General features: G+C 63.7%; 17 protein-coding genes. 3 read left to right on the top strand and 14 right to left on the bottom strand.

All coding sequences use genetic code 11. The annotated features are described in order from the left end of the window. Position 1: 1 nt before the first annotated feature. From ACX3YF_RS19735 to ACX3YF_RS19670, 14 genes are all read right to left on the bottom strand, one after another. The gene (locus ACX3YF_RS19735) at positions 2–1,837 is read right to left on the bottom strand and encodes a secretin N-terminal domain-containing protein (RefSeq protein ID WP_130211338.1); all 1,836 of its coding nucleotides are present in this window, start codon (positions 1,835–1,837) and stop codon (positions 2–4) included. After that, entirely contained in the window at positions 1,834–2,352 is a 519-nt protein-coding gene (locus ACX3YF_RS19730; RefSeq protein WP_196586972.1) for a hypothetical protein, read from the bottom strand. The genes ACX3YF_RS19735 and ACX3YF_RS19730 overlap by 4 nt, the downstream gene beginning before the upstream one ends. Continuing rightward, positions 2,352–2,900 carry a GspMb/PilO family protein gene (locus tag ACX3YF_RS19725; RefSeq protein ID WP_130211336.1) on the bottom strand — a complete coding sequence of 183 codons (549 nt, stop codon included), beginning with the start codon at positions 2,898–2,900 and terminating at the stop codon, positions 2,352–2,354. Before ACX3YF_RS19725 ends, ACX3YF_RS19730 begins: the two co-directional genes overlap by 1 nt. After that, positions 2,887–3,432, bottom strand: coding sequence for a PilN domain-containing protein (locus ACX3YF_RS19720; RefSeq protein WP_196586973.1), 546 nt, complete (start codon positions 3,430–3,432; stop codon positions 2,887–2,889). Before ACX3YF_RS19720 ends, ACX3YF_RS19725 begins: the two co-directional genes overlap by 14 nt. Position 3,433: 1 nt before the next feature. Continuing rightward, entirely contained in the window at positions 3,434–4,237 is an 804-nt protein-coding gene (locus tag ACX3YF_RS19715) for a hypothetical protein (RefSeq protein WP_448647002.1), read from the bottom strand. Continuing rightward, positions 4,218–5,924 carry a GspE/PulE family protein gene (locus tag ACX3YF_RS19710; protein ID WP_130211333.1) on the bottom strand — a complete coding sequence of 569 codons (1,707 nt, stop codon included), beginning with the start codon at positions 5,922–5,924 and terminating at the stop codon, positions 4,218–4,220. Before ACX3YF_RS19710 ends, ACX3YF_RS19715 begins: the two co-directional genes overlap by 20 nt. An 84-nt stretch (positions 5,925–6,008) precedes the next feature. Further along, positions 6,009–6,542 (bottom strand): response regulator, encoded by a 534-nt coding sequence (locus tag ACX3YF_RS19705; RefSeq protein WP_130211332.1) that lies wholly within the window; start codon positions 6,540–6,542, stop codon positions 6,009–6,011. Between the two features lie 223 nt (positions 6,543–6,765). Beyond that, positions 6,766–7,719 (bottom strand): peptidylprolyl isomerase, encoded by a 954-nt coding sequence (locus ACX3YF_RS19700; protein WP_448647003.1) that lies wholly within the window; start codon positions 7,717–7,719, stop codon positions 6,766–6,768. A 13-nt stretch (positions 7,720–7,732) separates the two neighbouring features. After that, positions 7,733–9,283, bottom strand: a complete 1,551-nt coding sequence (locus ACX3YF_RS19695; protein WP_458944809.1) for an ABC transporter substrate-binding protein — start codon at positions 9,281–9,283, stop codon at positions 7,733–7,735. A gap of 9 nt (positions 9,284–9,292) precedes the next feature. Further along, a complete protein-coding gene (locus ACX3YF_RS19690) occupies positions 9,293–9,919 on the bottom strand; it encodes an SCO family protein (protein WP_458944808.1) in 627 nt (208 codons plus the stop codon). Continuing rightward, positions 9,916–10,572 carry an SCO family protein gene (locus ACX3YF_RS19685; protein WP_130211328.1) on the bottom strand — a complete coding sequence of 219 codons (657 nt, stop codon included), beginning with the start codon at positions 10,570–10,572 and terminating at the stop codon, positions 9,916–9,918. The genes ACX3YF_RS19690 and ACX3YF_RS19685 overlap by 4 nt, the downstream gene beginning before the upstream one ends. A 13-nt stretch (positions 10,573–10,585) precedes the next feature. Further along, positions 10,586–12,538: a YncE family protein gene (locus tag ACX3YF_RS19680; RefSeq protein ID WP_458974128.1), complete on the bottom strand. Its 1,953-nt coding sequence runs from the start codon at positions 12,536–12,538 to the stop codon at positions 10,586–10,588. 153 nt (positions 12,539–12,691) lie between these two features. Then, a complete protein-coding gene (gene mnxG / locus ACX3YF_RS19675; protein WP_458974127.1) occupies positions 12,692–18,505 on the bottom strand; it encodes a manganese-oxidizing multicopper oxidase MnxG in 5,814 nt (1,937 codons plus the stop codon). A 206-nt stretch (positions 18,506–18,711) separates the two neighbouring features. Beyond that, positions 18,712–19,320: a lytic transglycosylase domain-containing protein gene (locus ACX3YF_RS19670; RefSeq protein WP_130211325.1), complete on the bottom strand. Its 609-nt coding sequence runs from the start codon at positions 19,318–19,320 to the stop codon at positions 18,712–18,714. Between the two features lie 206 nt (positions 19,321–19,526). Here ACX3YF_RS19670 and gspG point away from each other — a divergent pair, with 206 nt between their 5' ends. From gspG to ACX3YF_RS19655, 3 genes are all read left to right on the top strand, one after another. After that, positions 19,527–19,961, top strand: coding sequence for a type II secretion system major pseudopilin GspG (gene gspG, locus ACX3YF_RS19665; protein WP_130211324.1), 435 nt, complete (start codon positions 19,527–19,529; stop codon positions 19,959–19,961). A 14-nt stretch (positions 19,962–19,975) separates the two neighbouring features. Beyond that, the gene (locus ACX3YF_RS19660; protein ID WP_103406644.1) at positions 19,976–21,163 is read left to right on the top strand and encodes a type II secretion system F family protein; all 1,188 of its coding nucleotides are present in this window, start codon (positions 19,976–19,978) and stop codon (positions 21,161–21,163) included. Positions 21,164–21,317: 154 nt separating this feature from the next. Beyond that, on the top strand, positions 21,318–21,899 hold the full coding sequence (locus ACX3YF_RS19655) for a hypothetical protein (RefSeq protein WP_458974126.1): 582 nt from the start codon (positions 21,318–21,320) through the stop codon (positions 21,897–21,899). Positions 21,900–21,940 lie beyond the last annotated feature (41 nt).

Genomic DNA, 21,940 nt, shown 5'->3' with positions numbered 1-21,940 from the left:
ATCAAGGCTTCCCGACGCTGATTTCGACGTTGGTGGAGGCCACCGGCCGATCGAGGCGCTGCGGCTGGACCGACGATTCCAGCTCACGATTCGGCGCCTGGATGTGCATGCTGGTTTCGGTGCCGGTGGTGAATTCCATGTCCGACGGGCTCTGGTACGGCAGGTTGCGCACCACCCGCGGGGTGATCGACAGCACCAGCTCGGATTTGCCGACGGTGTCCTTGTTACTGCCGAACAGGCGACCCAGACCGGGGATATCGCCAAGCCCCGGGATTTTGTTGCCGGTGGCGCCATGGTCGTTGCGCATCAGGCCGGCGAGGATCTGGGTTTCACCATCATGCAGGCGCAGGGTGGTCTGGGCGTTGCGGGTATCGACCTGCACCGGAATCGTGCCCTGGCGGGTCGGCTCCAGCGGCGTGGCATTACTGACTTCCAGGGCGATTTTGATCGCCACTTCGTTGTTCAGGTGCACGGTAGGCTGCACTTCCAGTTTCAGACCGACATCCAGGTACGTCACGCTTTCGGTGATCACCGGCCCCTGGGTCGACGGTACCGAAGTGGCGCTGATGATCGGTACGCGCTGACCGATGTGGATGCGCGCCTGTTCACGGTTGCTGACGCGGATCACCGGGCTCGCCAGGGTATTGATGTCGTTGTCCTGGGCGTTGATCTTGGCCTGCGGCGACGGCGAGATGCTGATCCGGCTGGAATCGATGCCCTTGAGCTGATCGAGCAGCGTGACCGCCGAACCGTCGCTGTTGACCACGCCGAAGGTGTTCGGCCATTGCAGGCCGAGGTCGAGAATGCGCTGGGTGGCGACTTCCATGACTTCCACTTCCAGCACCACTTCGGGGTTGGACTGGTCTTGGGATTGCAGGAGTTTTTCCGCCATGCGGATGGCGTCGCCGGTGTCGCGCATGGTCAGGGTGTTGAGCCGTTCATCGACGAACACGTCGCGGGTCTTGAGCATGGTCTTGACCATGTTCAAGGCGGTGTTGGCATCGATGCTGGTCAGGTAAAAGGTGCGCATCACCAGTTCCTGATAATCCTTGAGCTTCTGCGGCGAATCCGGGTAGATCAGCAGGGTGTTTTCGTTCACCACTTTCTGGTGCAACTGGTTCTGTTGCAGCAGCAGTTCCACCGCGTCTTCGATGCGCACGTCACGCACGAAGATGGTGGCTTTCATGTCCGGGCGCAGGTCTTTGTCGAAAATGAAATTCAGACCGGCGACCTGGGACAGCACTTCGAAGATGGTCTTGAGGTTGGCGTCGCGAAACTCCAGGGTGACGGGCTTGTCCAGGCGCGTGCGCAGTTGCGGATAGGGAATCACATTGCGGCTCTGCACCAGGCGCACATTGCTTTGCAGTTCCAGGGCGCCCTCATTGTTCGGGTCCAGTTCGAGGATCTGTTTGACCTGACGGTCGGCGGCGTAGATGTCACCGCGACGCAGGTCCCCACGGGCCAGCTCGAGTTTTTCATCGAGGCTGCGCAGGTGATCGAGCTGGCGTATGGCGTCCTGGGCCCGGCGGTTGTTCGGCTCGATGGACAACACCCGGCCGTAGGTCAGACGGGCCGAGGCGAAGTCGCGCTGGGTGCGGCTCATGTCGGCCTGGCTCAACAGCGCCGTCACCGCACGGGCGCGCCCGCTGGTCAGCGCCAGGTGCAATTCGGTATCGCGGGGGTTTTCGCGCAGGCCTTCCTGGATCCGCGCCAGGCCGGCTTCGTACTGACCCGACGCCATCAGGTCGGTCCCCTCGTCCCTGGCCAGTTGCGCCGAACTGCACGCGGCCAGCCCCGCACAGAAACCCATGCTCATCAGCAATCGGAATGTGTTCATTGCGCGCTCCCCACAGACAGAGTCTGGGACAAATGCAGAGGCAGATAGACCAGGCTCAGTTCCATGTCGGAAATCCCCTCGATCTTCCATGTTGCGTCGATCACATCCCCTTTGCGCACGACGTAGATTTTCTCGCCGCTCTGCAAGAACACCTGCAGATCGGTACGGTCATCCATGCGGCCAATGAACTGGAAAGGCATCGGCGGTGCAGTGGGGACCTGCACCACCGGCGCGACGTTGACGGCTTGTTCGGTGACGCTGGCCAGGGTCGGCGCAACCTTCCAGCTGCGGGGGGCGAACAGGTCGCCGGCCGGGCTCAGGTCCTTGATCGCCGCCGGCGCGCCCGAGGCTGACGAGGCCGCCAGCTCGCCACGGGTTTTGCCTTTGGCGGGCGTGGCCACTGCCGCGACATCGGCCTCGCCGTCGCCGGCCGGTTTCAAGTAGTCGGGCAACCAGGCCAGCGCCGCCGCCACACCGAAGAACGCTACCCAGCCCATTGCGCGTTTGCTGTTCATCATGACCTCGACAGGTAAAGGGTCATGCGGATCCGCCCGGTCAGGTCGGTGTCGGCGATCTTCTTGCGTTGCAACTCCACGTCCTCCAGCACCACCGCCGGCAACTGGCCGAGCAAGGCGTGCAGGAAGCGCCGCAGTTGCGGGTAGCTGCCCCGCACTGGCAGCAGGATCTGATAGCGCGCCAGGTGGGTTTTCGGATCGATGCCCAGGGAATACTCACCACGAGCCAGGGTGATGCGTTCCTGGGCGGCCAGCGCATAGATCTTGTCGATGGCCACGGTGGCCTGGGGCTGGGTCGGCAACTTGCTGCGGAAATCATCCAGTTGCCGTTGCGGCACCACCGGCGCGGCCACGGTGCCGTCTTCGACTTTGGCCAGGTACGCGCGGGCTTCGCGGGTCTGCTGGCTGAGCTGTTGCACGGACTGCCAGTCCGGCAGCAAACCGGCCAGGCCATAGGTGAGCGCCAGCACCAGCATTGCCAGCCCCGCCAAGCCGGGCACGCCCAGGCTTTGCAGGTACTCGTGGACGATCAATCTAGGGATTTGCATCGCCAATCTCCCAGGTAGCCGACACGTTGAATTGCACCGGGTGCTCCGGCACGTTGGCGACGATTTCGTGGCTGAGCAGCGACACATCGGACAGCTCGTCGCTGGCTTCGAGGCGGCGGTGGAAGTCGAGCATGGCGTCCAGGTCCCGCGCCTCGGCGCTAATCCGTAGCTGGCCCTTGCGGGCGTCCGGGGTCAGGGTCAGCAAGGCAATGTTGTCCCGGGGCATGGCTTCGAGGGTGGCGAACAACTGCTCCCAGGGGCGGCGCAATTGCTGGGACACCTTGCGCATCTCCGCCAGGTTCTGTGCCTGTTCGCGGATTTGCGCCGGGGTCAGGCTGACCTTGCTGCCGGTGTCGCCGGTGAGCACGCGCTGGGCGGTTTGCAGGTGGCCTTGCTGTTGTTCGGTCTCCTCGCTGAGGTGTTGCTGGATCACGATGCAGCTCAGCACCAGCACCACACCGCCGGCCAGCAGGCTCCAGCCCAGCGGGCTCGCGCGGCGACGCGGTTGAAAGTCGAGCATCAGGGCGCGCATGTCAGGCCACCGCCCGAGACATGACGTACAGGCAATCGTGTACGGCTGTCCGGTCCTCTTCGAGGGTGCGCAGGTGCACACCGGGAACGTCGGGGTGCGAGTCGATGCGGGCCGGCGCATGCAGGTAAACATTCAGCGGCCGTTCACTGGTGGAGGCCTGCAACTGGCTTTCGCGACCGATCAGGGCCGTCAGGGCGGCATCGCTGTCACTGCTGCCCACCGAACGCACCGCCGCCCAGCGCCCTTCGCGTGCCAGCAGCAACACACTGCGCACCGGTTCGGCGACCACGAACAGGAAGTCCCCGGCGTCGAAGCTCTTGTCGAAATGATTGAACGCAGCCATCAGGTACGGCTGCACTGAACGCAGTTTCAGGCCGCGACCGCTCACCAGCGTGCGCAGGCGCTCGAGCAAGTCCTGCGGCAGCGCACTGGCGACGCGGTCGTAGCCGGCCGGTTCGGCCGAGAGCACCAGGCTCCAGGGTTGGCTCGGTACGCCGTAGAGGTCTTCGAAGCACAGTTGGGCAAACCCGCGCAGTTCTTCGGGGCTGCTGATCTGATCGCTCCAGGGCACCAGGCAGAAACGGCTAAAGTGCCCGGAGACCACCACTGTCAACTCCGCACCGGCGCGGGCATGTTCGCCCAGCAGCCGGTCGAGGGTTTCCAGGGCCACGGCCCAGGCATGAAAGCCCTCCTCGATGAAGCCGACGCTGCCCAGCCACAGGGTTTCGCTGCCCTGACGCCGCCCCAGGCCGACACCACTGGCGCCGACGACGGCGACATAACGCTCACGAGATAAAAGTGACACGATTGATCTCCTCGAGAGTGGTCCGGCCGTGTTGCACCAGTTCCAGCGCCGACTCGCGCAGCAGGCGCAAGCCACGTTTGCAGGCGTGGGCCTTGATTTTCGAAATGGGCTGGCGCTCGACGATCATTTGCCGCAGTTCGTCGTCCAGGTGCAGCAGCTCGGCAATCGCGCTGCGTCCGCGGTAGCCGGTGCCACGGCAATGGCCGCAGCCCTTGCCGTGCACGAAGTGGTAGTGAGCGACCTGCTGCGGATCGAGTCCCGAGGTTTGCAGTTCTTCTTCAGTCGGGGTGTACGTCGTGCTGCAGCTGCTGCAGACCAGGCGAATCAGACGCTGGGCCAGTACCGCGTTGAGGGCGCTGACCAGGCTGTAGGGGTCGATTTCCATCTGGGTGAAGCGGCCGATCACGTCGAACACGTTGTTGGCGTGAATGGTGGTGAACACCAGGTGCCCGGTGAGTGCCGATTGCACCGCGATCTGCGCGGTGTCGGGGTCGCGGATTTCCCCGACCATGATCTTGTCCGGGTCGTGACGCAGGATCGAGCGCAGGCCCCGGGCGAAGGTCAGGCCTTTTTTCTCGTTGACCGGGATTTGCAACACGCCCGGCAGCTGATATTCCACCGGGTCTTCAATGGTGATGATCTTGTCCACACCGTGGTTGATCTCGGTGATCATCGCGTACAGCGTGGTGGTCTTGCCGCTGCCGGTGGGGCCGGTGACCAGCACCATGCCGTAGGGTTCGGCCGCCAGCCGGCGCAGTTGGCGCAGGGTTTCGTCTTCGAAGCCAAGGGCTTGCAACTGCACACCGCAGACCTTGTCCGCCAGGTCCTGTTTGTCGAGCACCCGCAGCACGGCGTCCTCGCCAAAAATGCTCGGCATGATCGACACCCGGAAGTCGATCTGCCGGCCGCTGATGCCGATCTTGAAGCGACCGTCCTGGGGCACGCGCTTTTCGCCGATGTCCAGTTCGGCCATGACCTTGACCCGGGAAATCACCTGTTCGGCGAATTCGTTGCCCTGGATCTTGCTGATGTTGTTCAGCACGCCATCGATCCGGTACTTGATCACCAGGCCGCTGCCGGTGGTGCCCAGGTGGATGTCGCTGGCATGCATTTTCAGTGCGTCGTACAGGGTCGAGTTGACCAGTTTGACCACCACGCTGGAGTCTTCGCTGATGCTGGTCAGGGACAGGCTTTGCAGGTTATCGATTTCGCTGCCGGCATCGCTCTGGGCGTTGAGTGACTCCACGGCGTGGAAGCTCTCTTCGTGGCGTGCCAGGTAGGCTTTCAGGTCGTCGGCGTGCACCAGGTACAGCGGCGCGCCGTGCAGGCAATCATCGATCCAGGCCAGACGGGCGGTGTCGAAGGGGTCGGCAAACACACCGATGACCGCATCGTCGTGACGCAGCAGGGTGAATTCGCGCTTGAGGCATTGGGCCAGGGTGACCCGGTCGAATACCGGGGTGGCTTGAAACAGGCTGTCGGTATCGAGCACCGGGTAGTGCAGGGTCGCGCCGAGGCACTGGATGAAGGGCATGGGGGCCAGTTCGCAAAGCTCCCCGAGGGCATCCAGCATCCGTTCACCGGAACTGGCGGCCAGCGCTCGCGCCTGGGCTAATTGCTCACTGGAAAAACGGCTGGGTAGACACTCCGACGGCGACGGCTCGACAACAAGGGATAGACGGTCCATGGCTTGCTCTCCAACGCCCGGGGCTTTGAGCCCTGTCGGCGCGGCGAGCTATTTCGGCGGGGGCCGGAACCTCTTGTCGCGCCACTACTCCCCGGTGAGCAATTGTTCGTCGTCTGGCGCCCTGGCGGCCGATGAACTTCGTCGGCGATCGGCAAGCACCCAGCTACCGTCGTACAACTGCAGCGGGAAACTTTCGGTCCTGCTCTGGCGTCGTTCGACGAATCCTTCGGAATCCTTCACACCTGCTTTGGGTTCGCGCTCCATCCCCAGAAGATCACAGACTGCACGGGCCAATTCCGCCAAAGGAAAGGGTTTGAACAGGATGTGGCTGACGCCCAGTTGCCGGGCCCGCTCGCAAACTTCTGCGGTGGGGTGGCCTGTGATCAGCACAAAATGACACTTCCTGTTCTGGCGGACGGCATCGAGCACCTCAAAACCTTCCATATCGGGCAAGCGGTAATCGAACACCATCACATCGGGTGAAAAGCGTTCGGCTTCGCCAATCGCCGCTTCACCGGTGTGCGCTATCCGGACTTCCAGCGCTTGCGCCTGCAGGTAACCCTGGAGGTTTTCCGCAAGCAGCTGTTCGTCTTCAACAACCAGTACTTTGTTTAACAAGGTGGACTCCTTGAAACCGCAGGGCCGAATACCGAACCTGGTGGAGTGCGCGCCTTCAACAGGTCTAACGCACACTTCATGCCAGGCCGGGCGCCGGTCGTTTTATCGCTTCATGTCCTTGAATTTAAAAACAATGCCTTTTCGTCCACTGACCGCTCCCCCCAAAAACGGGGGAACCCGAACGGATTTGCATTGAATCGATTCCCCACTTTTGGGGAAATGCTCAATCATCGTCAACCCGTTCGATCCGATGACTGGATCGCAGCTGCGCCAGTGCCTGTAGACGAGCCTGAACCTGTTTCTGCCGGGCAAGGTATGCCCGGACCATGTCAAGTCCTTGCTCCTCTGTGACATCGGCTGCCTCCACTCGGTTCTCCAAATAAATCAAATGCCAGCCCACGGCCGTGCGCACCGGCTCGCTGACCGCACCCGGCGCCAGGGCAAAAGCTGTCGCTTCGAACTCCGGCAGCATCCGCCCCCGGGGAAAGTAGCCCAGTTCGCCGCCTTCGCTGGCCGAGGCGTCTTCAGACCCCTCCCTGGCGACACTGGCAAAATCGGCACCTTGCGTGATTCGGGTACGCATGCCTTCCAAGCGTAGTCTTGCTGCTTCAACAGTGGAAGCATCCGCCCCCTGAGGCACCTTGATCAGGATATGCCTGACCTGTACTTCCTCGGGCCGGCTCATCTCGGCGCGGTGTTCCTCGAAAAACGCCCGCACCTGTTTTTCATCCGGCTCGCCGACTTGGGTGAGGACGGCGAACACTTGCTGAGCCGCCAGTTCACGGCGGGTGTATTCGGCATAGCTGGCCTCATCGAAACCGGCGTCTTCCAGGCGCCGGGCGAACACCTCGGCACCACCGAAGGCCTGGCGGGTCTTCTCGACCTGGCTTTGCACCGTAGAATCGCTGATCACCACCCCACGCTTGAGCGCCTCCTGCCAGAGCAGTTCCTTGTCAATCAAGGCATCCAGCGCTGCCTTGCGCAGCTGCTTGTAAGCCTTGGGATTGCGAATATTGCCCACCGAGCGCCCCTGATCCTCCAGGTACTCGGCGAAATAACGCTCCAGGCGCAGTTGGGAAATTTCCGCGCCATTGACCCGCGCCACGGCCGGACCGTTGCTGCAGTATGCCGCTGGCACCCACAGCGCCCACAGAACCAGCAAAGTGTTGAGTTTCATCTACGGCCTCCGGTCAAGGCATCGCGGCAATGGGTTTGTAAGGGGCAACCAGGAAAAAACGCTGGTCAGGCAAGTCCACGGTGACGATGTGCGCGCCACTGAGGCCCAGGCGCCGGCCCGGCCCGAAACTGATCAGCGGGGTCAGCCCGGTATCGAAGTCATGCAGGCCTTCCAGGGCCTCGATCAGTTTTTCGCGGCTGGCGTCACGCCCGGCCTGCTTCATGCCTTCGCTCAAGAGCATCATCGAGCTGAACGCACCGACTTGCAGAACCGCATGCTCGCCGCCCAGTTTCTGTCGCTCGCGCACCTGGGTCAGGGCCAGGCGCCCGGCCCGCGTCCAGTCGCTGGGCACGAACGGATAGGCCAGGAATACCCGACGGGAAAAGCCGCTGGGCACTTGCAGCAAATCACCCGCGACCTGATTCGAAGCGGCGAACAGGTAAGGCACCTGGCCCGCCGTCTGCAAACGCTCGGCGAGCAGACTGAAACCGCCGCTGCTGCCCATGTAAAACACCGAACGCGAACCCAACGGCAAGTCATCCTGGGTCGCCCCATAGGCTTGCAGGCGCACTTTCTCCCAGGCGTTGTCTTGCAGGTACTGGGCGAGTTTCTCTGCGGCCAGCCGTTGACCGGGCTCGTCCGGGTAGGCGATCAGCGTCGGTCCCTGCAACACCCGCAAGGTGGCGGTGGCGTAATTGGCCAGGGCGATCATTTGTTCGCGCAGCCCCGGCAGCGGCTCGAAGATCTCTCGGCTGGGCTGGGTCGTGCCTTGCAACGACAGCGGCCCGATCAGGGGCACACCGGCCTGCTCCAGACGTGCTGCCATGTCCGCTTCCAGCGCTGGCGCCAGTGGTGCGATCAGCGCGAACACCTGCTCCTTGTCGATCAACTGGTCCAGCGCGCGCATGGCGCTGGCGCGGTCGGGGCCGGGATCGAGAATGGTCAGGCGCAACTGCCGACCATGAATCCCGCCCGCCTCATTGATGCGCGCCACACAACCGTTGAGCACTGCCGCCACCGTGGCGCCCTCCTCGCTCAGCGCGCCCGTGCCCGGCAACAAGGTGCCCAGGTGCAGACTGTCAGAGTCGAGGCCCGGATCACGGTCATCGGCCAGGCGCTTGAGGTAGGCCGTGAGGTTGTGCTGATCCTTCATCGACAACAAGAACCTGGGCATCGCCGGGTCGAGTCGATTGTTGCCGGGATCGCGCCCCTCCTGAATCGCCCTGGCCAGCGTGCCCTCGGTGTAGGCCGGGTAACTGCGCCCGTTGACTTGCTGCTGGCCATAGGTGCTGGAAAGCCGCGTCCAGGTCAGGTCCGGCGGCCGCACGCCGCCTTCGGGACGGCCGATGCCATCGCTGCCATGGCAATTGACACACGGCAGGCTGGTGGCCGGCAGCAACATGCCGGCCGCTCCGACCCGGGCCATGATCGGCTCGCCACTGGCCGACACCCCCTCGCGGTACAGCCGCTTGCCGGCGCTTTCGCCGGGGGTCAGCGTCAACGCCTGGGCGCTCAGGCTGATGCCAGACACCATGAGCAGGCCGAGGATGAGGGCTTTTTTCATGGCCCGGACTCAGCGACCGGCCACAGGCATTGTCAGCAACTGCAAGCGCTGGGCAATGGCGGCGGCGGGTGCATCGGGCCGGATTTTGCTCCAGCGCTTATTGGCCACGTCGCCGACGATCAACTGCGTGGAGTGCTGCTCGGGGGTCGGCACGATCTGGCCGATGCGCCCCAGGACAAGGTCCATCTGCGCCTTGTCGCCGGTAAGGAAAAGCCAGTGGGGGCCATCGACGCCCTGCTTCAAGGTGTAAGCCTTGAGTACCGCCGGGGTGTCCCGCAGCGGATCACTGGTAAGGGAAATAAAGGTGATGCCGTCCGCCTGGTCGCCCAGCACTTCGCGTACTTGCTTGAGCTTCTGGGTGATCAGCGGGCAGGCGTCGGTGCAACGGGTGAAAATCACGTTGAGCAGCACCACCCGGTTCTGCAGCGCGTCGCTGTAGAAGCGCAGGGTGTTGCCGTTCTGGTCTTGCAACGGCGTGTCGGTGAACCAGGTTTTCGCGTCGCGGGTGCCGCCCGCCGGTTGCGCCGCGGCTACAGCCGCCGCGGGTGCCGGTTCTTGATGGCCTTCGTGGGCCAAGGCCAGCGCACTGAACAGGCAAAGGCAGGCGCTCAGGGCCATGCGGTCGAGGGTTCTCATGGCTGATGCTCCATGGCGACGGCCGTGTGCTTGGCGTGGGCATTGCGCTGACCGCTGAGTTTCTCGACTTCACGGCTCAGCACCGTCGGGTCGGTGAAACCGTAAAAACGCGTCCAGTGACGGCTGTTGCCATCGCCGACCAGAATCAACGGCGCATGGTTCTTGAAGTCGCCGCTGAAGGTGCCCAGGCCCTTGAGGGTTTCGTTGACCGACTGCGTGGTGCCGGTCAGCCAGCTCCAGCCCGGGCCATTCTGGAAGCTACGGGCATAGTCGTTCAGACGCTTGGCGTCATCGCGCTGCGGGTCGATGCTGATCGACACCAGTTGCACCTCGGTACCGACCCGCGCGCCGAGCTGTTTCTGCACCTTGCCCATGATCGAAGACACCACCGGGCAGACCGTGGTGCAGCTGGTGTAGATGAAGCTCATGACCACGATCTTGTTGCTGACCAGGTCTTTTTCCAGGCGCACGGTTTGGCCGTTCTGGTCCACCAGCGCCACGTCGGCGAATTTGACCTGGGTGCTCTCCGGGCTGACGCTTTTGGGCTGCATGTCGTGACCGGCATGTTCGTCCGCCGAGTGGGCCAGTGCCTGGCCGATGCCAACAGCCAACAGGCAGAAGGTCAGCAGGCCACGGTGTGCAAATCGGTTCATGTCGATGTCCTCTTCAATGAGTCTGGCCGGGGGTCACCCGAACACTGGCAAAGGTCTGGTCGCCGAAATTCGCCCCCAGTGACGCCGCACGCACGTGCAGGTACCAGGCGCCTTGTTGATTGAGGTTGACCGGGGCTTCATACACGCCGTTGCCGACTTCCAGGGCCGCGACTTCCCGAGGCCGCGAAGTCGGGGCCAGGAAGTAGCGCACCTGAACGTCCTTCACCCCGCTGCGTTCGGTTTTCTGCTTGCCCTGGACGATGCGGAAACGCACGACATACGGGCTGCCCAAAGCAGCGGTGGAGGTGTCGAGCATGAACTCCACGTTTGGCACGCCAGCGAGGTGATCGAGGTTCTTGTCGGCCTCGACCACGGTGGTGAAGCAATGGATGATGTTCGGCTGATTGAGCAGGAACGCCACGTCGAAACGCCCGGCCGGCGGCAGCTTGATCCGTGCGCTGTACAGCCCCGGCTCGACTTCGCGCAGGCTGCGGTCGATCACCAGCGCCGCCCGTGCCACTTGCCCGCGATTGGGGTAACCGGACATCGGGGCGTTCATGCCTTCGGCGTAGAAGTAGGTGGTGTTGTCCACCGGGTTGACCACAAACACCGCGTTGTCGTCCCGTGATACCGCCAGGCTCGCCGCCAGTGGCAGGTCACCGGCCAGGCGCGGCGCCTGGGGCCCGGCTTCGAAGCCCTGGCTGATGGGCGTACGGCCTTCGCCGAGTGACGCCAGGTTGATCATCGTGACCTTGGGCGACGCCAGCCCGCGGATGTAGGCGTAGGCCTTGGTGAACACCACCTGATAGGGCTCGGCGGACACGTCCAGTTCATGGATCAACGAGTCGGTGGCGGCGTCGATCACCGAGGCCTGGTTCTCCAGGGTATTGAGCACGATGCCGAAACGCCCGTCGGCGCTGAACCCCATCGGGCCGAGGCCCTGCTTGACCTTGATCACCCGTCGCACCGACTGGCTCGGCGCATCCACCACGGTAATGGTGCCGTCCCGGCCATCCGCCACATAGGCTGCGCCGGACAGCGGCGAGTACACCACCGACAACGGGTGCGAGCCGGTCTTGAGTTGTTTGATGATGGTCAGGCTGGCGACATCGATGATGCTCAGAGTGCCGTCGTCGCGATTGGTGACGAAGGCGAAACGGCTGTCCTTGCTGAAGGCGATTTCGTGATGGCCGCCCCCCGTAGCCAGGTGCTTGAGGGTTTTCAGGCTGTGGGTGTCGATCACCGTGACCCCGGACTGCTCCGCTGCCGGTGCGTTGTTGCCGACCCACAGCAGGCGTTCGTCCGGTTGCAGCGCGACACGTACCGGGTGGCTGCCGGCTGCCACCGAGTCCACCAGTTTGAATTGCTCGCTGTCGATCACTGCGACTTCACCCGCCGTCGGCATCGACACGAACACCCGCTTGTTATCCCTGGGGGTGACCCAGTCCATCGGCGGTTGCTTGATGTCGATCCGCGCCAGGGTACTGGTAATGCCACCCACCGACACCGACGGATCGACCACCGAGACGCTGGCATCGCGGTTCATCACCATGAGGAAGTAGCTGTTGAGATCGAGCAAGGGCCGCGCGCCGATACTCGATTTGAGGAACACCCCGACCCGCGCCTTGCAACTCTGTTCGCGGCCCTGGGCCTGGTCGGCGGCAACGGTCTCCGGGTCCAGCCAGGCGCCCGGTGCAACGCCCGCCAAGGGTTGGCCGGAAGCCTTGTCGGTAATGCGGAACTGCACGTCGGCAAACTGCCCTTCGCGCAGTACGCCGTCCGCGCCCAGCGGCTTGACGTCGAGCGCCACCGACACGCCGTCACGCTCCAGCGACTGTCCGCTCCGGGCATCGGGCGACGCAACATCGCTGAGCAAGGCCGGAGGTGACGTGCGCCATACCCCGAGGCAGATCAGCGCCACGCCGACAATCAACGCGCCGCTGGCGAATTTGATGGTCCTGTTCATGCCAACACTCCCCTTCAGATCTGTGTCTGCCTCATCGCCCCCTGTGGGAGCGAGCCTGCTCGCGAAGAGGCCAGCACATCCAACATTCATGTGTCTGACACTCCGCCATCGCGAGCAGGCTCGCTCCCACAGGTGTTGCGTTGTTTCCCGGGCCTACGGCGCCGGTGCCGGCTCCGGTTCGTTGGTCACCCGCAGCAATCCCCACAGCCCGGCAGCGTTGCCATAAGCACCGTAATCGCGGAACAGGTAATCACCCGGGATTGCGTTGCTGCCCCCGGCACTCGGGTGCATGAAGCTGAAGTGCGCCGCCGGCAGGATGCTTTCGTGGGCGCCGATGTACATCGACATGGGGTTGTAGCCAAACCGCACCGACCCCACCCCAGGCGTCCCCATCGGGTAGCCACCGGTGTCGCTCTTCTCCGACAGGAACGGGTTGACCGACCAGACGTGTCCGTCGAGCTGGAAGGTGGTGCCGCGACTGCCGCCGGTCGGCATCAGGATGTGCGTGCGGAACGGTTGACCCGGTTTGACGTACAGCACCGGCGTCTGCGGATCGCCACCCACCAACGCGTTGCTGAAGGCCATGTGCGCGTTCTGCACATCGCCGTAGCCATGACCGTCGGCGTGGCCGAACGGCGCATCCGGGGCCAGACCGAAGCGGTACCACATCGGCTCTGTCTTGAAGTTGATGGCCATGCTCGAGTTGTCCTGTGGATCGGTCGGCACGCCCGCCTCCGAGGCTATGCCTTCCACCGGACGACCATTGGCCCAGCGCATGTTCAAGGCCTTCTGCCAGACCATGGCAAAGTCGCGATAAGGGGTTTGCCCCGGTGCAGTGACGGTCGCATTGACCTTGCGTGTGTCCTCCGTCCAGGTGGCGCCGACCGGCAGGATGCTCATCGCTCCGCCCAGGCCTTTTTGCGGCTGCTTGATCACGTCTGCCGGCGTGATATTCAGCCCGCCGAACTCCACCGCCGTGGCGTTGATGTTGTCGACACTGCGGCCCAGTTGGGTGATCGGCTTGCCTTCACGCTCCAGGTGCCCGGCGTAGTACTGATAGGTACGGGTCGGGTACGGCCCGGTGTTGCCCACCCGTGGCGGCACGGTCTGGATCGGGTTGGTGCCGACGTTGGTGCCGTCGGATTTGGTGATGTCGTAAGCCAGCAATTGCGCGTGCAGGCCCACGGTGCTCGATGGCCGCAGCAGGTTATTGCTGAAGGTGGTCGAACCCTCGCCGTCGTTGCGGTCACGCTTGACCATGCCCATCACGGTGGCCATCTGGGGCAGGTCCGGCATCACACCGGGCAGGCGGTTTTCCAGGGTGATGTTGATGCAGTCACCCGCCGCCGCACGCAGCACCAGCGGTTCCACCGGCACGCCGGGTTTGAGTTTGCCGGTGACCGGATCGAGGTCGGCCTTGCGCACATAGAGGATCGCGGTCGGGTCATGCAACGGCCCGCTTTGCCCGCCGATGGTGAAGGTCAGACCGTCTTCAGGGTCGGTCACGGTGACTTGTGGAATGCTCACCGCCCGCGAGTTGAAGACCAGGGTGCCACCGGCCGGATTCAACGGCCCGCCGACGTGTTGCCCAAGCCCCGCCGAGTCGCCGATGGCCAGCCCCAGTGGGTTGCCGAGGATGTCGTTGGCCAGGGCCGCGACCACTTCATAGTTGCGTTGCGGGGTCGGCCGGGTACCGATGCCGTTGGGGTTGGCGCCGTACCGTGGGCAGGTGCCATCGAAGGCCACGGTGTTGCGCATGCCGGCCGGTTTCGGGTTGTTCGGCAGCGCGAACAGGTCGTTGCGCTGGGCCGTGTAGTTGCGCATCACGCCCCAGATTCCGCTCCAGTAACCCTCAAGCGAGGCGTCCATCGAGTACAGGTAGTCACCGGTGGTGGCCGCCGAACTGGAGAGCATCGACACCGGCGCGATGAAGCCCATCTGCTCGGAGATCCCGATCATCTGCGACGCGCGCCAGCCGGAGTTGGAGCTGTTGCCGAAGCCGGAACCGCTTTGCAGCCACTTCACGCCGTGCAGGGTGACGTTGTGCTCCTCTTCGTGACCGCCGGCATGCACCCGCAGCCGCACGTTGTCGCCCGTGTAGGTGCGCAGCATCGGGGTGAACGGATCGCCCGGTTCGGCGCCGCCCTTGTTGATGTGCGGCGGGAACAAAGTGGTGCCGCCGGTGGGACCGGTGGCCGCGGTGATCAGGTTCGGCGCCAGGTTCATCGCCGGGATCGCACGGTCGGTACGGCTTTGCATGGCGTACGCCAGGTCGCCGCCCAGGCCATCGGCCTGCATGCCGCGCTTGCCGTCCGGGCCGACCTTGTTCGGGTCGTACACCCGCAGGGCCAGCGGTTCGTTGCGGTAATTGACCACGAACATACCGGGGTCATCGACCGAGATTGCCTGCGGGCAAGGCCGGCTTGGGCAGCCTGGCATCAGACCGCCACGGGCTTCGACCACCTGCTCAAGCAAGGTTTCGGCTTCCTTGCGCACCGGCGGATTGATCGCGTAGCGGAAGCTGTCGGCGGTGGCCGGGAAGCTTTGCGCGTCAGGAATGCCATTGGGACCGGCGCCCACGTACACCCCGGCTTCATAGGCGTGCTGGAAGTCGCTGTATTCGAGGAAGAACTCACGGAAGCTGTCGTTCTTGCCGTCACCGTCCAGGTCGCCGGTAGAGATCACCGCTTGCCACGACGTCGGCCCACCGTCCTGCCGCGCGCCGCTGTACAACGGCTCGCCGGTTTCGGCGTGGAACCAGGTGGAACCGGCCGGTTCGGCCAGCACGGTGGCGTACAGGCCGATCTGTTGGTGCGTCGATGGGCCGAGGTGGTCGTGGGTGAAGATGGTGCCCAGGCCACGGTCGACGCCCTTGGTGTTCACCACCGGATCGACGAACCAGCGTTGCATCGCCGTACGCGCACCGACCCAGTCGGCCCGGCCGTATTGGCCGAAGTACGGGTGCACCTTGGCTTTCGGGCACGCGGCCGTGCCGTCGCGCGGGTCGGTCCCTTCGCACTGGTTGAACTGGCGAATGGCATGGATGCGTTCCTGCACGGCACCCGGGGAAAGGATGCCGTCCTCGTAGTTCCAGCCATTGGCCGAACCGTCGGCCGCCGTCAGGTCCCATTTCGGCAGGTGGATGTGCTGGCCGATCACGTCGGTCGGTGTGCGCACCTGATAGTCATCCATCTCATAGATGGCCGGCACCAGGTTGGTTTGCTGGTACTGCACGCAATCGAAGGTGTTCATGCGCATCACCAGCGGCTCTGGCGGACGCTGCTTGGTGATCACCGGCCAGGCGTCTTCCCACAGCGCGAGAATGCGCGCCTGCGGGAAGTGGTAGCCGACTTTGTTGTACACCGCGTCGAACTGGATGTTCGCCGCCTTGTAGATGCGCGGACGGTCGGCGGTGAAGGTCGAGGCACCGCTGAACGACATGCCGTCGATCCGCTCACCGCTGTTGAACTCACCGCTGCCGGCACTGCTGGTCAGGCGCTTGGCCCGGTCATCCATGCACGGTTCGTAGTACGGTGCGCCCGCCATCGGCAGCGCGCCGTTGGTGCGGAAGTTGCGCGCCACCACCTGGTTGCCCGGCAGCACGGCGAAACTGGGGTGGTCTTTTTTGGCGTGGAACGCCATGGCCGCCTGTTCGACTTCGGTGCCTTCTTCGGGCAGGTACAGCGGTTTGGCGCGGGTCACTTCCTTGGAGAAATCCAGGGACGTGGTCACCGTGTGCGCCTCGCCGCCGGAGGCGAAACCGTCCAGCGAGTGACGCCCCAGGCCGCCATCCCAGCCACCGGACTGAGCCGGGTCGAGGTTGGCCCACAAGGCATTGCCACTCGACTTCAAGGCTTGGGCCTTGGCGGCGTCGAGCATGTCCAGCGGTGGGGTCGGCGGGCGTTGGCCGACCGAACTTTCCATGCCGCCGATCCAGAAGGGATAGCCCGGGTTTTTCAGGCTGCCGTCGGCATTGCGGTTGGCTTCGCTGCGATCCACCAGCGCCAGCGAGCCAATCGCCTGGGCGCTACCGCCATGATGCCCGCTGTCATCGTCGCCCTCTTCATCGTCGTCATCGTCATTGGCGGCCACCAGGGACTCGCTGATTTTCGGTACGACCGCGACTTTGCCCGGCATCGGCGCCATGGCTTTGCCCGGCAGCGGTACCACCGCCGGAATCGGCGTGCCGGCCACAATCTCACCATCGGGCAACGCCCGTGCACCCGCTGCCGGTTTACCGCTGCGCAGGGCATAGGGTTCGCTGTGGTAACCGTCGGCGCCCTGTTGCGAGACTTCGAGTTTGGTGCCTTCTTCAAAGACGTCATGGACCCGCCACATGCTCCACATGCCTTGGGCGAAGTGCGGGTAGAAGTGGCAGTGATAGATCGCATCGCCCGCTACCCGGTTACGGTTGCCCGAACCGCCGTTGGCGATTTCATAGGTGTAGCCGGCGCCCGGCCCGATGCCCTGGGCGTCCACGTAGTCGGAGTTGTCGTCGTTGGGGTTGAACAGCCACTGATGCCCGTGCAGGTGGAAGATGTGCTGCTCATGGCCGTTGTGGGTGTTGCGGAATTTGACGAAGTCGCCGATGTAGCTGTGGTTGACGTTGGACGGCTCGGACGGATACAGCGCCATGGTGGCCTTGACCCCGACCTGATCGGCCTTGGGCACTTCACCGGGACGGATGTTTTCCAGTCCGGCGTTGGCCGGTACGTCCACCAGCATCGCCACGTCGCCGACGGTGTGAGCGCTGAGGAAGAACTCTTCATAGGCACAGGACAGGCAATCATGCATCGGCCCCACGCCCAGTCGGTTGGCCACCACCTCGGCGCCCATGCCGCCGGATCCGTAGTTGATCATGAAGCCATCGCGGGTCGGCTCCAGCACGTGGGCCATGACCGGGTCGGCCCAGTAGCCTGGAAACGCCTGGGTCGCGGCGGTTTCATCCTGGAATTGCGAAGCGAAGTCGCGGAACGGCTCCAGACGATTGGGCAGCGCCGGGTTGCGTTTGCCCACCGATTCCAGCGGATAGGTCGAGGGCGGGAAGCTGCCGTCGGCGTTGCTGCCCATGACAATGGCGTCGCTTTCGCTGGAGATGATTTCGTTGCCGTCGACCATGTTGATGATCGGCGTGCCGGCCTTGCCTTCACCTATCCAGGGCTGGCGCTGCGGGTAGCGCGCCTGGTAATCGACAATCGGCTGGCCGGCCGGGGTGCGCCCGGTGGTGGCCAGGCGCATCTCTTCTTCAGTCACGGTGTTGCGGTAGGTGCGACCACCCTTGGGCACCACCACCACTTCGCCGAACAGCCCGTTGGCCACGTTGCCGGCCGCCCCTTCGCCACCGAAGGTCGCGCCACGGCTGCTGGCGGCGAATGCACCTTCACGCTCGGCATACAAGGTGTAGCTGCGCGTGGCACCGGGCGGGATCAAGGTGTTGGCGTTGCGTCCGGTATACGAAGCGATGTCGTCGATGGTGTTGACCGCTTGCATGCCGTTGACCTGGAAACCGACATGGCGGTCAGAGACCTGTTCATCGACCTTGAACGCATTTTCGTTGCCGACTTCGACTTCGCCCTCCACGCCGCCATTTTCGTGCGAACCGGGGTTGGCCTGATAGGCCAGGAGGTTCTGCAGGTTGATGGTCAGGCAATCGCCGGCGGCGACCCGCAATACCAGCGGACGCGGACGCTTGTCGGGGCGCAGCGACACCTTGCCCGGCACCGCGGCACCGCCCTGTGCCAGGGAGATCTCGTGGTCATCGACCACATCGCGACGCAGGGCGAACATCATGCCGTTGACGTTTTGCGCACCGAGGCGGTTGAACATCAGCGGCTGATCCAGCGCCACGACGTTGGCCACCAGATTGCGCTCACAGCGCGCAGCCGCTTCGGCCAACTCGACACCGAACATCGAGGCCACCAGCAGCAACAAATGAAAGACGGATGGAACGTGGAAAATGCCGGTCATGATCACGGGCCTCGCTGTGGGTGCTCACAGGGAATAATTCTCGACAACTCCGTTGAGCAATCTGCATGCCATAAAAATTACGTTTATTTTTCAGCTAGTTACGATTATCACTTGATACATCGGGGGATAATTCCCCACTTATTCCCCACTTTTTCGCCGGGGCCACCCTGCCCCAATGTTGGGGAAAACCACCCCACGGCTTACGTTCACAACGGGGCGTCGGCCGACAAGCCCTGCAAACGCCGGTACTGGCGCAGCACGCTGGGCACATAACGCTGGGTTTCGGCGAACGGCGGGATTACGCCGCCACGGCTGAGCACCGCTTGCGGCCCGGCGTTGTAGGCGGCCACGGCGAGGGCGATGTCGTTGTCGAACAGGGTCATCAGCCGCTTGAGATAACGGGCGCCGCCCTGGATGTTGGCCTTGGGGTCGTAGACGTCGGTCACGCCCATCTCGCGGGCCGTGTCGGGCATCAACTGCATCAGGCCACCGGCCCCCTTGGCGGACACCGCACTGGGGTTGTAGGCCGACTCGGTCTTGATCACCGCGTGCAGCAGCGCGGCCGGCAATTGGTTGGCCGTGGCCGCCGCCGACACCAGCTCGGCGTAGGGTTGCGCGGCAATCATCTGCGGCTGTTGATCGAGGCTGACCACCGCCGCCGAGGGCTCGTGAATGACCCGTTCATAGTGCCGGCCGGGGCGGTGGACATTGGACAGGACGAAGTTGCCCCTGGCATCCGTGGACACGAACACATCGGCTTGAGCGACGCCCGCCAGCAGCAGGCAGCCGAGCATTCCCGTGGTGAGTGTTTTCATTGTTCCGCCTCCCCTGCCCGGCCCCGAAAAATGGGGGTTATGCCCCAATGACCAGTCGTGAATCAGCCATACGCAAGCACTGTGCCGAAAGCGCAGAAGCCCGTGGCATGCGGGTTACAGGGAGATGCCCAAGCCTTGACCAACCCTTTGCATGGCAATTGCATAAGGCCCTGTTGCGACCCTTCTGCCGACTGTGTGAGGTCATCATGAATCAGCGACTGTGTTTCGCCCCGCGTGCCCAACGCGGCTTCACTCTGCTCGAATTGTTGGTGGTGCTGGTGGTGCTGGGGTTGTTGGCCGGCATCGTCGCGCCGAAATATTTCGCTCAGTTGGGCCGCTCCGAAGTGAAGGTGGCCAAGGCGCAGATAGAAGGACTGGGCAAGGCACTGGACTTGTATCGACTCGAGGTCGGCCATTACCCGTCGACCGAACAGGGTTTGCAGGCGCTGGTCACCGCGCCCAGTGACGAGCCCCACTGGACCGGTCCGTACCTGCAGAAAAAGCTGCCGCAGGACCCGTGGGGCCGTAACTACAGCTACCGCTACCCTGGCGAAAACGGCGAGTACGACCTGCTGTCCATGGGCAAGGACGGTCAACCCGGCGGCGAAGGCGAGAACGCTGAAGTCACCAGTTGGCAGTGACGGACATGGCCACCCTGCGTTTTCATCTCAAAGCCGTCGGCAAGGCCGGCGTGGTTTCCATGACCGTCGAGGCACCGGGTCACAGCGAGGCGCGGCGCATCGCCGAAGACCAGGGCCTGCGGGTGGTCAGCCTGCACGCCGAACGTCATTGGCGGGCGCTGCGCCTGAAGCAGCGCGAGACGTTCAACCTGGTGTTGTTCAGCCAGGAACTGACCACCTTGCTCAATGCCGGCCTGCCGTTGATCGATGCCCTCGAAAGCCTGGCGGAAAAAGAAACCGCGCCCCAGGCCCGCAAGACCCTGAGCGAGCTGGTGCGCCTGCTTTATGAAGGCAAGTCGTTTTCCCAGGCGTTGGCCCAGTTGTCGGCGGTGTTCCCGCCGTTGTACGTGGCCCTGGTGCAGTCCAGCGAGAAGACCGGCGCCGTCGGCGAAGCCCTGGGCCGCTATGTCAGCTATCGCCAGCGCATGGACGAGGTCCGCCAGAAGATCATCAGCGCCTCGATCTACCCCATGCTGTTGCTGGTGGTCGGGGGTGGCGTGGTGCTGTTCCTGATGGGCTATGTGGTGCCGCGCTTCAGTCTGGTGTTTGAAGGACTGGGGTCAAACCTGCCGTGGCTGTCGCAGATCCTGATGAGCAGCGGCATGTTCCTGCACGCCCACCAGGGCGAGTTCTTCGGCGCCTTGCTGGCCATCATCGTCGTCCTGGTGTTGCTCAAGCGCCAACCGGCCTTTCGCCGGGGCGTGGACCACCTGATCGAAAAACTTCCGGCGGTGCACCAGCGCATTTTCATGTACGAACTGGCGCGTTTTTATCGCTCCCTGGGGATCCTCCTGCAAGGCGGCATTCCCCTGGTCACCGCCATGGGCATGGTCCGTGGCCTGCTCACGGTGGCTTCGCGCACACGCCTGGACCAGGCGTGCGAGCGGGTACGCGAAGGGCAATCGCTGTCGACGGCGCTGGAGCTCAATCATCTGGTGACCCCGGTGTCCCTGCGCCTGCTGCGTGCCGGTGAACAGTCCGGCAATCTCGGGCAAATGATGGAGCGCAGCGCCGACTTCTACGACGAAGAAATCAGCCGCTGGATCGAATGGTTCGTGCGCTTGTTCGAACCCTTGCTGATGACTTTCATCGGCCTGTTGATCGGGGTGATCGTGATCCTGATGTACATCCCCATTTTCGAACTGGCCTCGAGCATTCACTGAGCCCTGGCGTCGGGTCTGGCAGCGCGATGAACGATTTATCGACGTTGCAAATGAATAAAGCCGGACGTTGAGGTGTTTATCGACGGTTCCTGCTGAATAAAGCAATGCATTGCATTGTTTATCAACGTTCCACCTGAAGAAGACGGAGATCGATATGCACATGAACAAGCTTATGCTGGCTGTTGCAATTGGCGCAGTTCTGTCGGCATCTACCGTACTGATTCCGGACAACCTGTCCGGGGTTTCGAGCGCTCACGCAAAAGAAGGGGGGAGTGGTGGAGGTGGCGGCGGCCATGGTGGTGGCGGTGGCGGTGGAGGCCACGGTGGTGGCGGTAGTGGCGGCGGTGGTGGTGGTGGCCACGGTGGTGGCGGCGGTGGCGGAAGTGGCGGCGGTGGTGGTAACGGTGGCGGCCACGGTGGTGGTGGCGGCGGAAGTGGTGGAAGCGGCAATGGTCACGGTGGAAGTGGCAGCAGCGGCAACAGCGGCAACAGCGGCAGCGACCATGCTTCGGGGCACAGCGGCAGCACAGCCTCCTCCGGCTCGGGACGCAACAGCAGTCACGCAGAACCGGGCGATGACCACGGCGTTCATCGTGCCGGCGAGGTAGGTGACGACCGCGGAGTCCATCGTGCCGGCGAAGTCGGGGACGATCGCGGAGTCCATCGTGCTGGCGAAGTCGGGGATGATCGCGGCGTACATGTGGGTGGCGAAGCAGGCGATGACAAACGGACCTGACCTTCACTCATCAACATACGATCTGTGGGAGCTGGCTTGTC

It is taken from the genome of Pseudomonas fluorescens group sp. PF-69, assembly GCF_054481235.1.
Note: the sequence above shows the minus strand (reverse complement) of the source record. Positions and strands in the feature narration are given on the sequence as shown.

What these genes read in the sequence shown, in the direction of transcription:
- ACX3YF_RS19730 (WP_196586972.1), bottom strand. Translation starts at nt 2,352, where the DNA reads ATGAACAGCAAACGCGCAATGGGCTGGGTAGCGTTCTTCGGTGTGGCG.
- ACX3YF_RS19690 (WP_458944808.1), bottom strand. Translation starts at nt 9,919, where the DNA reads ATGAGAACCCTCGACCGCATGGCCCTGAGCGCCTGCCTTTGCCTGTTC.
- ACX3YF_RS19710 (WP_130211333.1), bottom strand. Translation starts at nt 5,924, where the DNA reads ATGGACCGTCTATCCCTTGTTGTCGAGCCGTCGCCGTCGGAGTGTCTA.
- ACX3YF_RS19655 (WP_458974126.1), top strand. Translation starts at nt 21,318, where the DNA reads ATGCACATGAACAAGCTTATGCTGGCTGTTGCAATTGGCGCAGTTCTG.
- ACX3YF_RS19725 (WP_130211336.1), bottom strand. Translation starts at nt 2,900, where the DNA reads ATGCAAATCCCTAGATTGATCGTCCACGAGTACCTGCAAAGCCTGGGC.
- ACX3YF_RS19680 (WP_458974128.1), bottom strand. Translation starts at nt 12,538, where the DNA reads ATGAACAGGACCATCAAATTCGCCAGCGGCGCGTTGATTGTCGGCGTG.
- mnxG (WP_458974127.1), bottom strand. Translation starts at nt 18,505, where the DNA reads ATGACCGGCATTTTCCACGTTCCATCCGTCTTTCATTTGTTGCTGCTG.
- ACX3YF_RS19720 (WP_196586973.1), bottom strand. Translation starts at nt 3,432, where the DNA reads ATGCGCGCCCTGATGCTCGACTTTCAACCGCGTCGCCGCGCGAGCCCG.
- gspG (WP_130211324.1), top strand. Translation starts at nt 19,527, where the DNA reads ATGAATCAGCGACTGTGTTTCGCCCCGCGTGCCCAACGCGGCTTCACT.
- ACX3YF_RS19700 (WP_448647003.1), bottom strand. Translation starts at nt 7,719, where the DNA reads ATGAAACTCAACACTTTGCTGGTTCTGTGGGCGCTGTGGGTGCCAGCG.
- ACX3YF_RS19670 (WP_130211325.1), bottom strand. Translation starts at nt 19,320, where the DNA reads ATGAAAACACTCACCACGGGAATGCTCGGCTGCCTGCTGCTGGCGGGC.
- ACX3YF_RS19735 (WP_130211338.1), bottom strand. Translation starts at nt 1,837, where the DNA reads ATGAACACATTCCGATTGCTGATGAGCATGGGTTTCTGTGCGGGGCTG.
- ACX3YF_RS19695 (WP_458944809.1), bottom strand. Translation starts at nt 9,283, where the DNA reads ATGAAAAAAGCCCTCATCCTCGGCCTGCTCATGGTGTCTGGCATCAGC.
- ACX3YF_RS19685 (WP_130211328.1), bottom strand. Translation starts at nt 10,572, where the DNA reads ATGAACCGATTTGCACACCGTGGCCTGCTGACCTTCTGCCTGTTGGCT.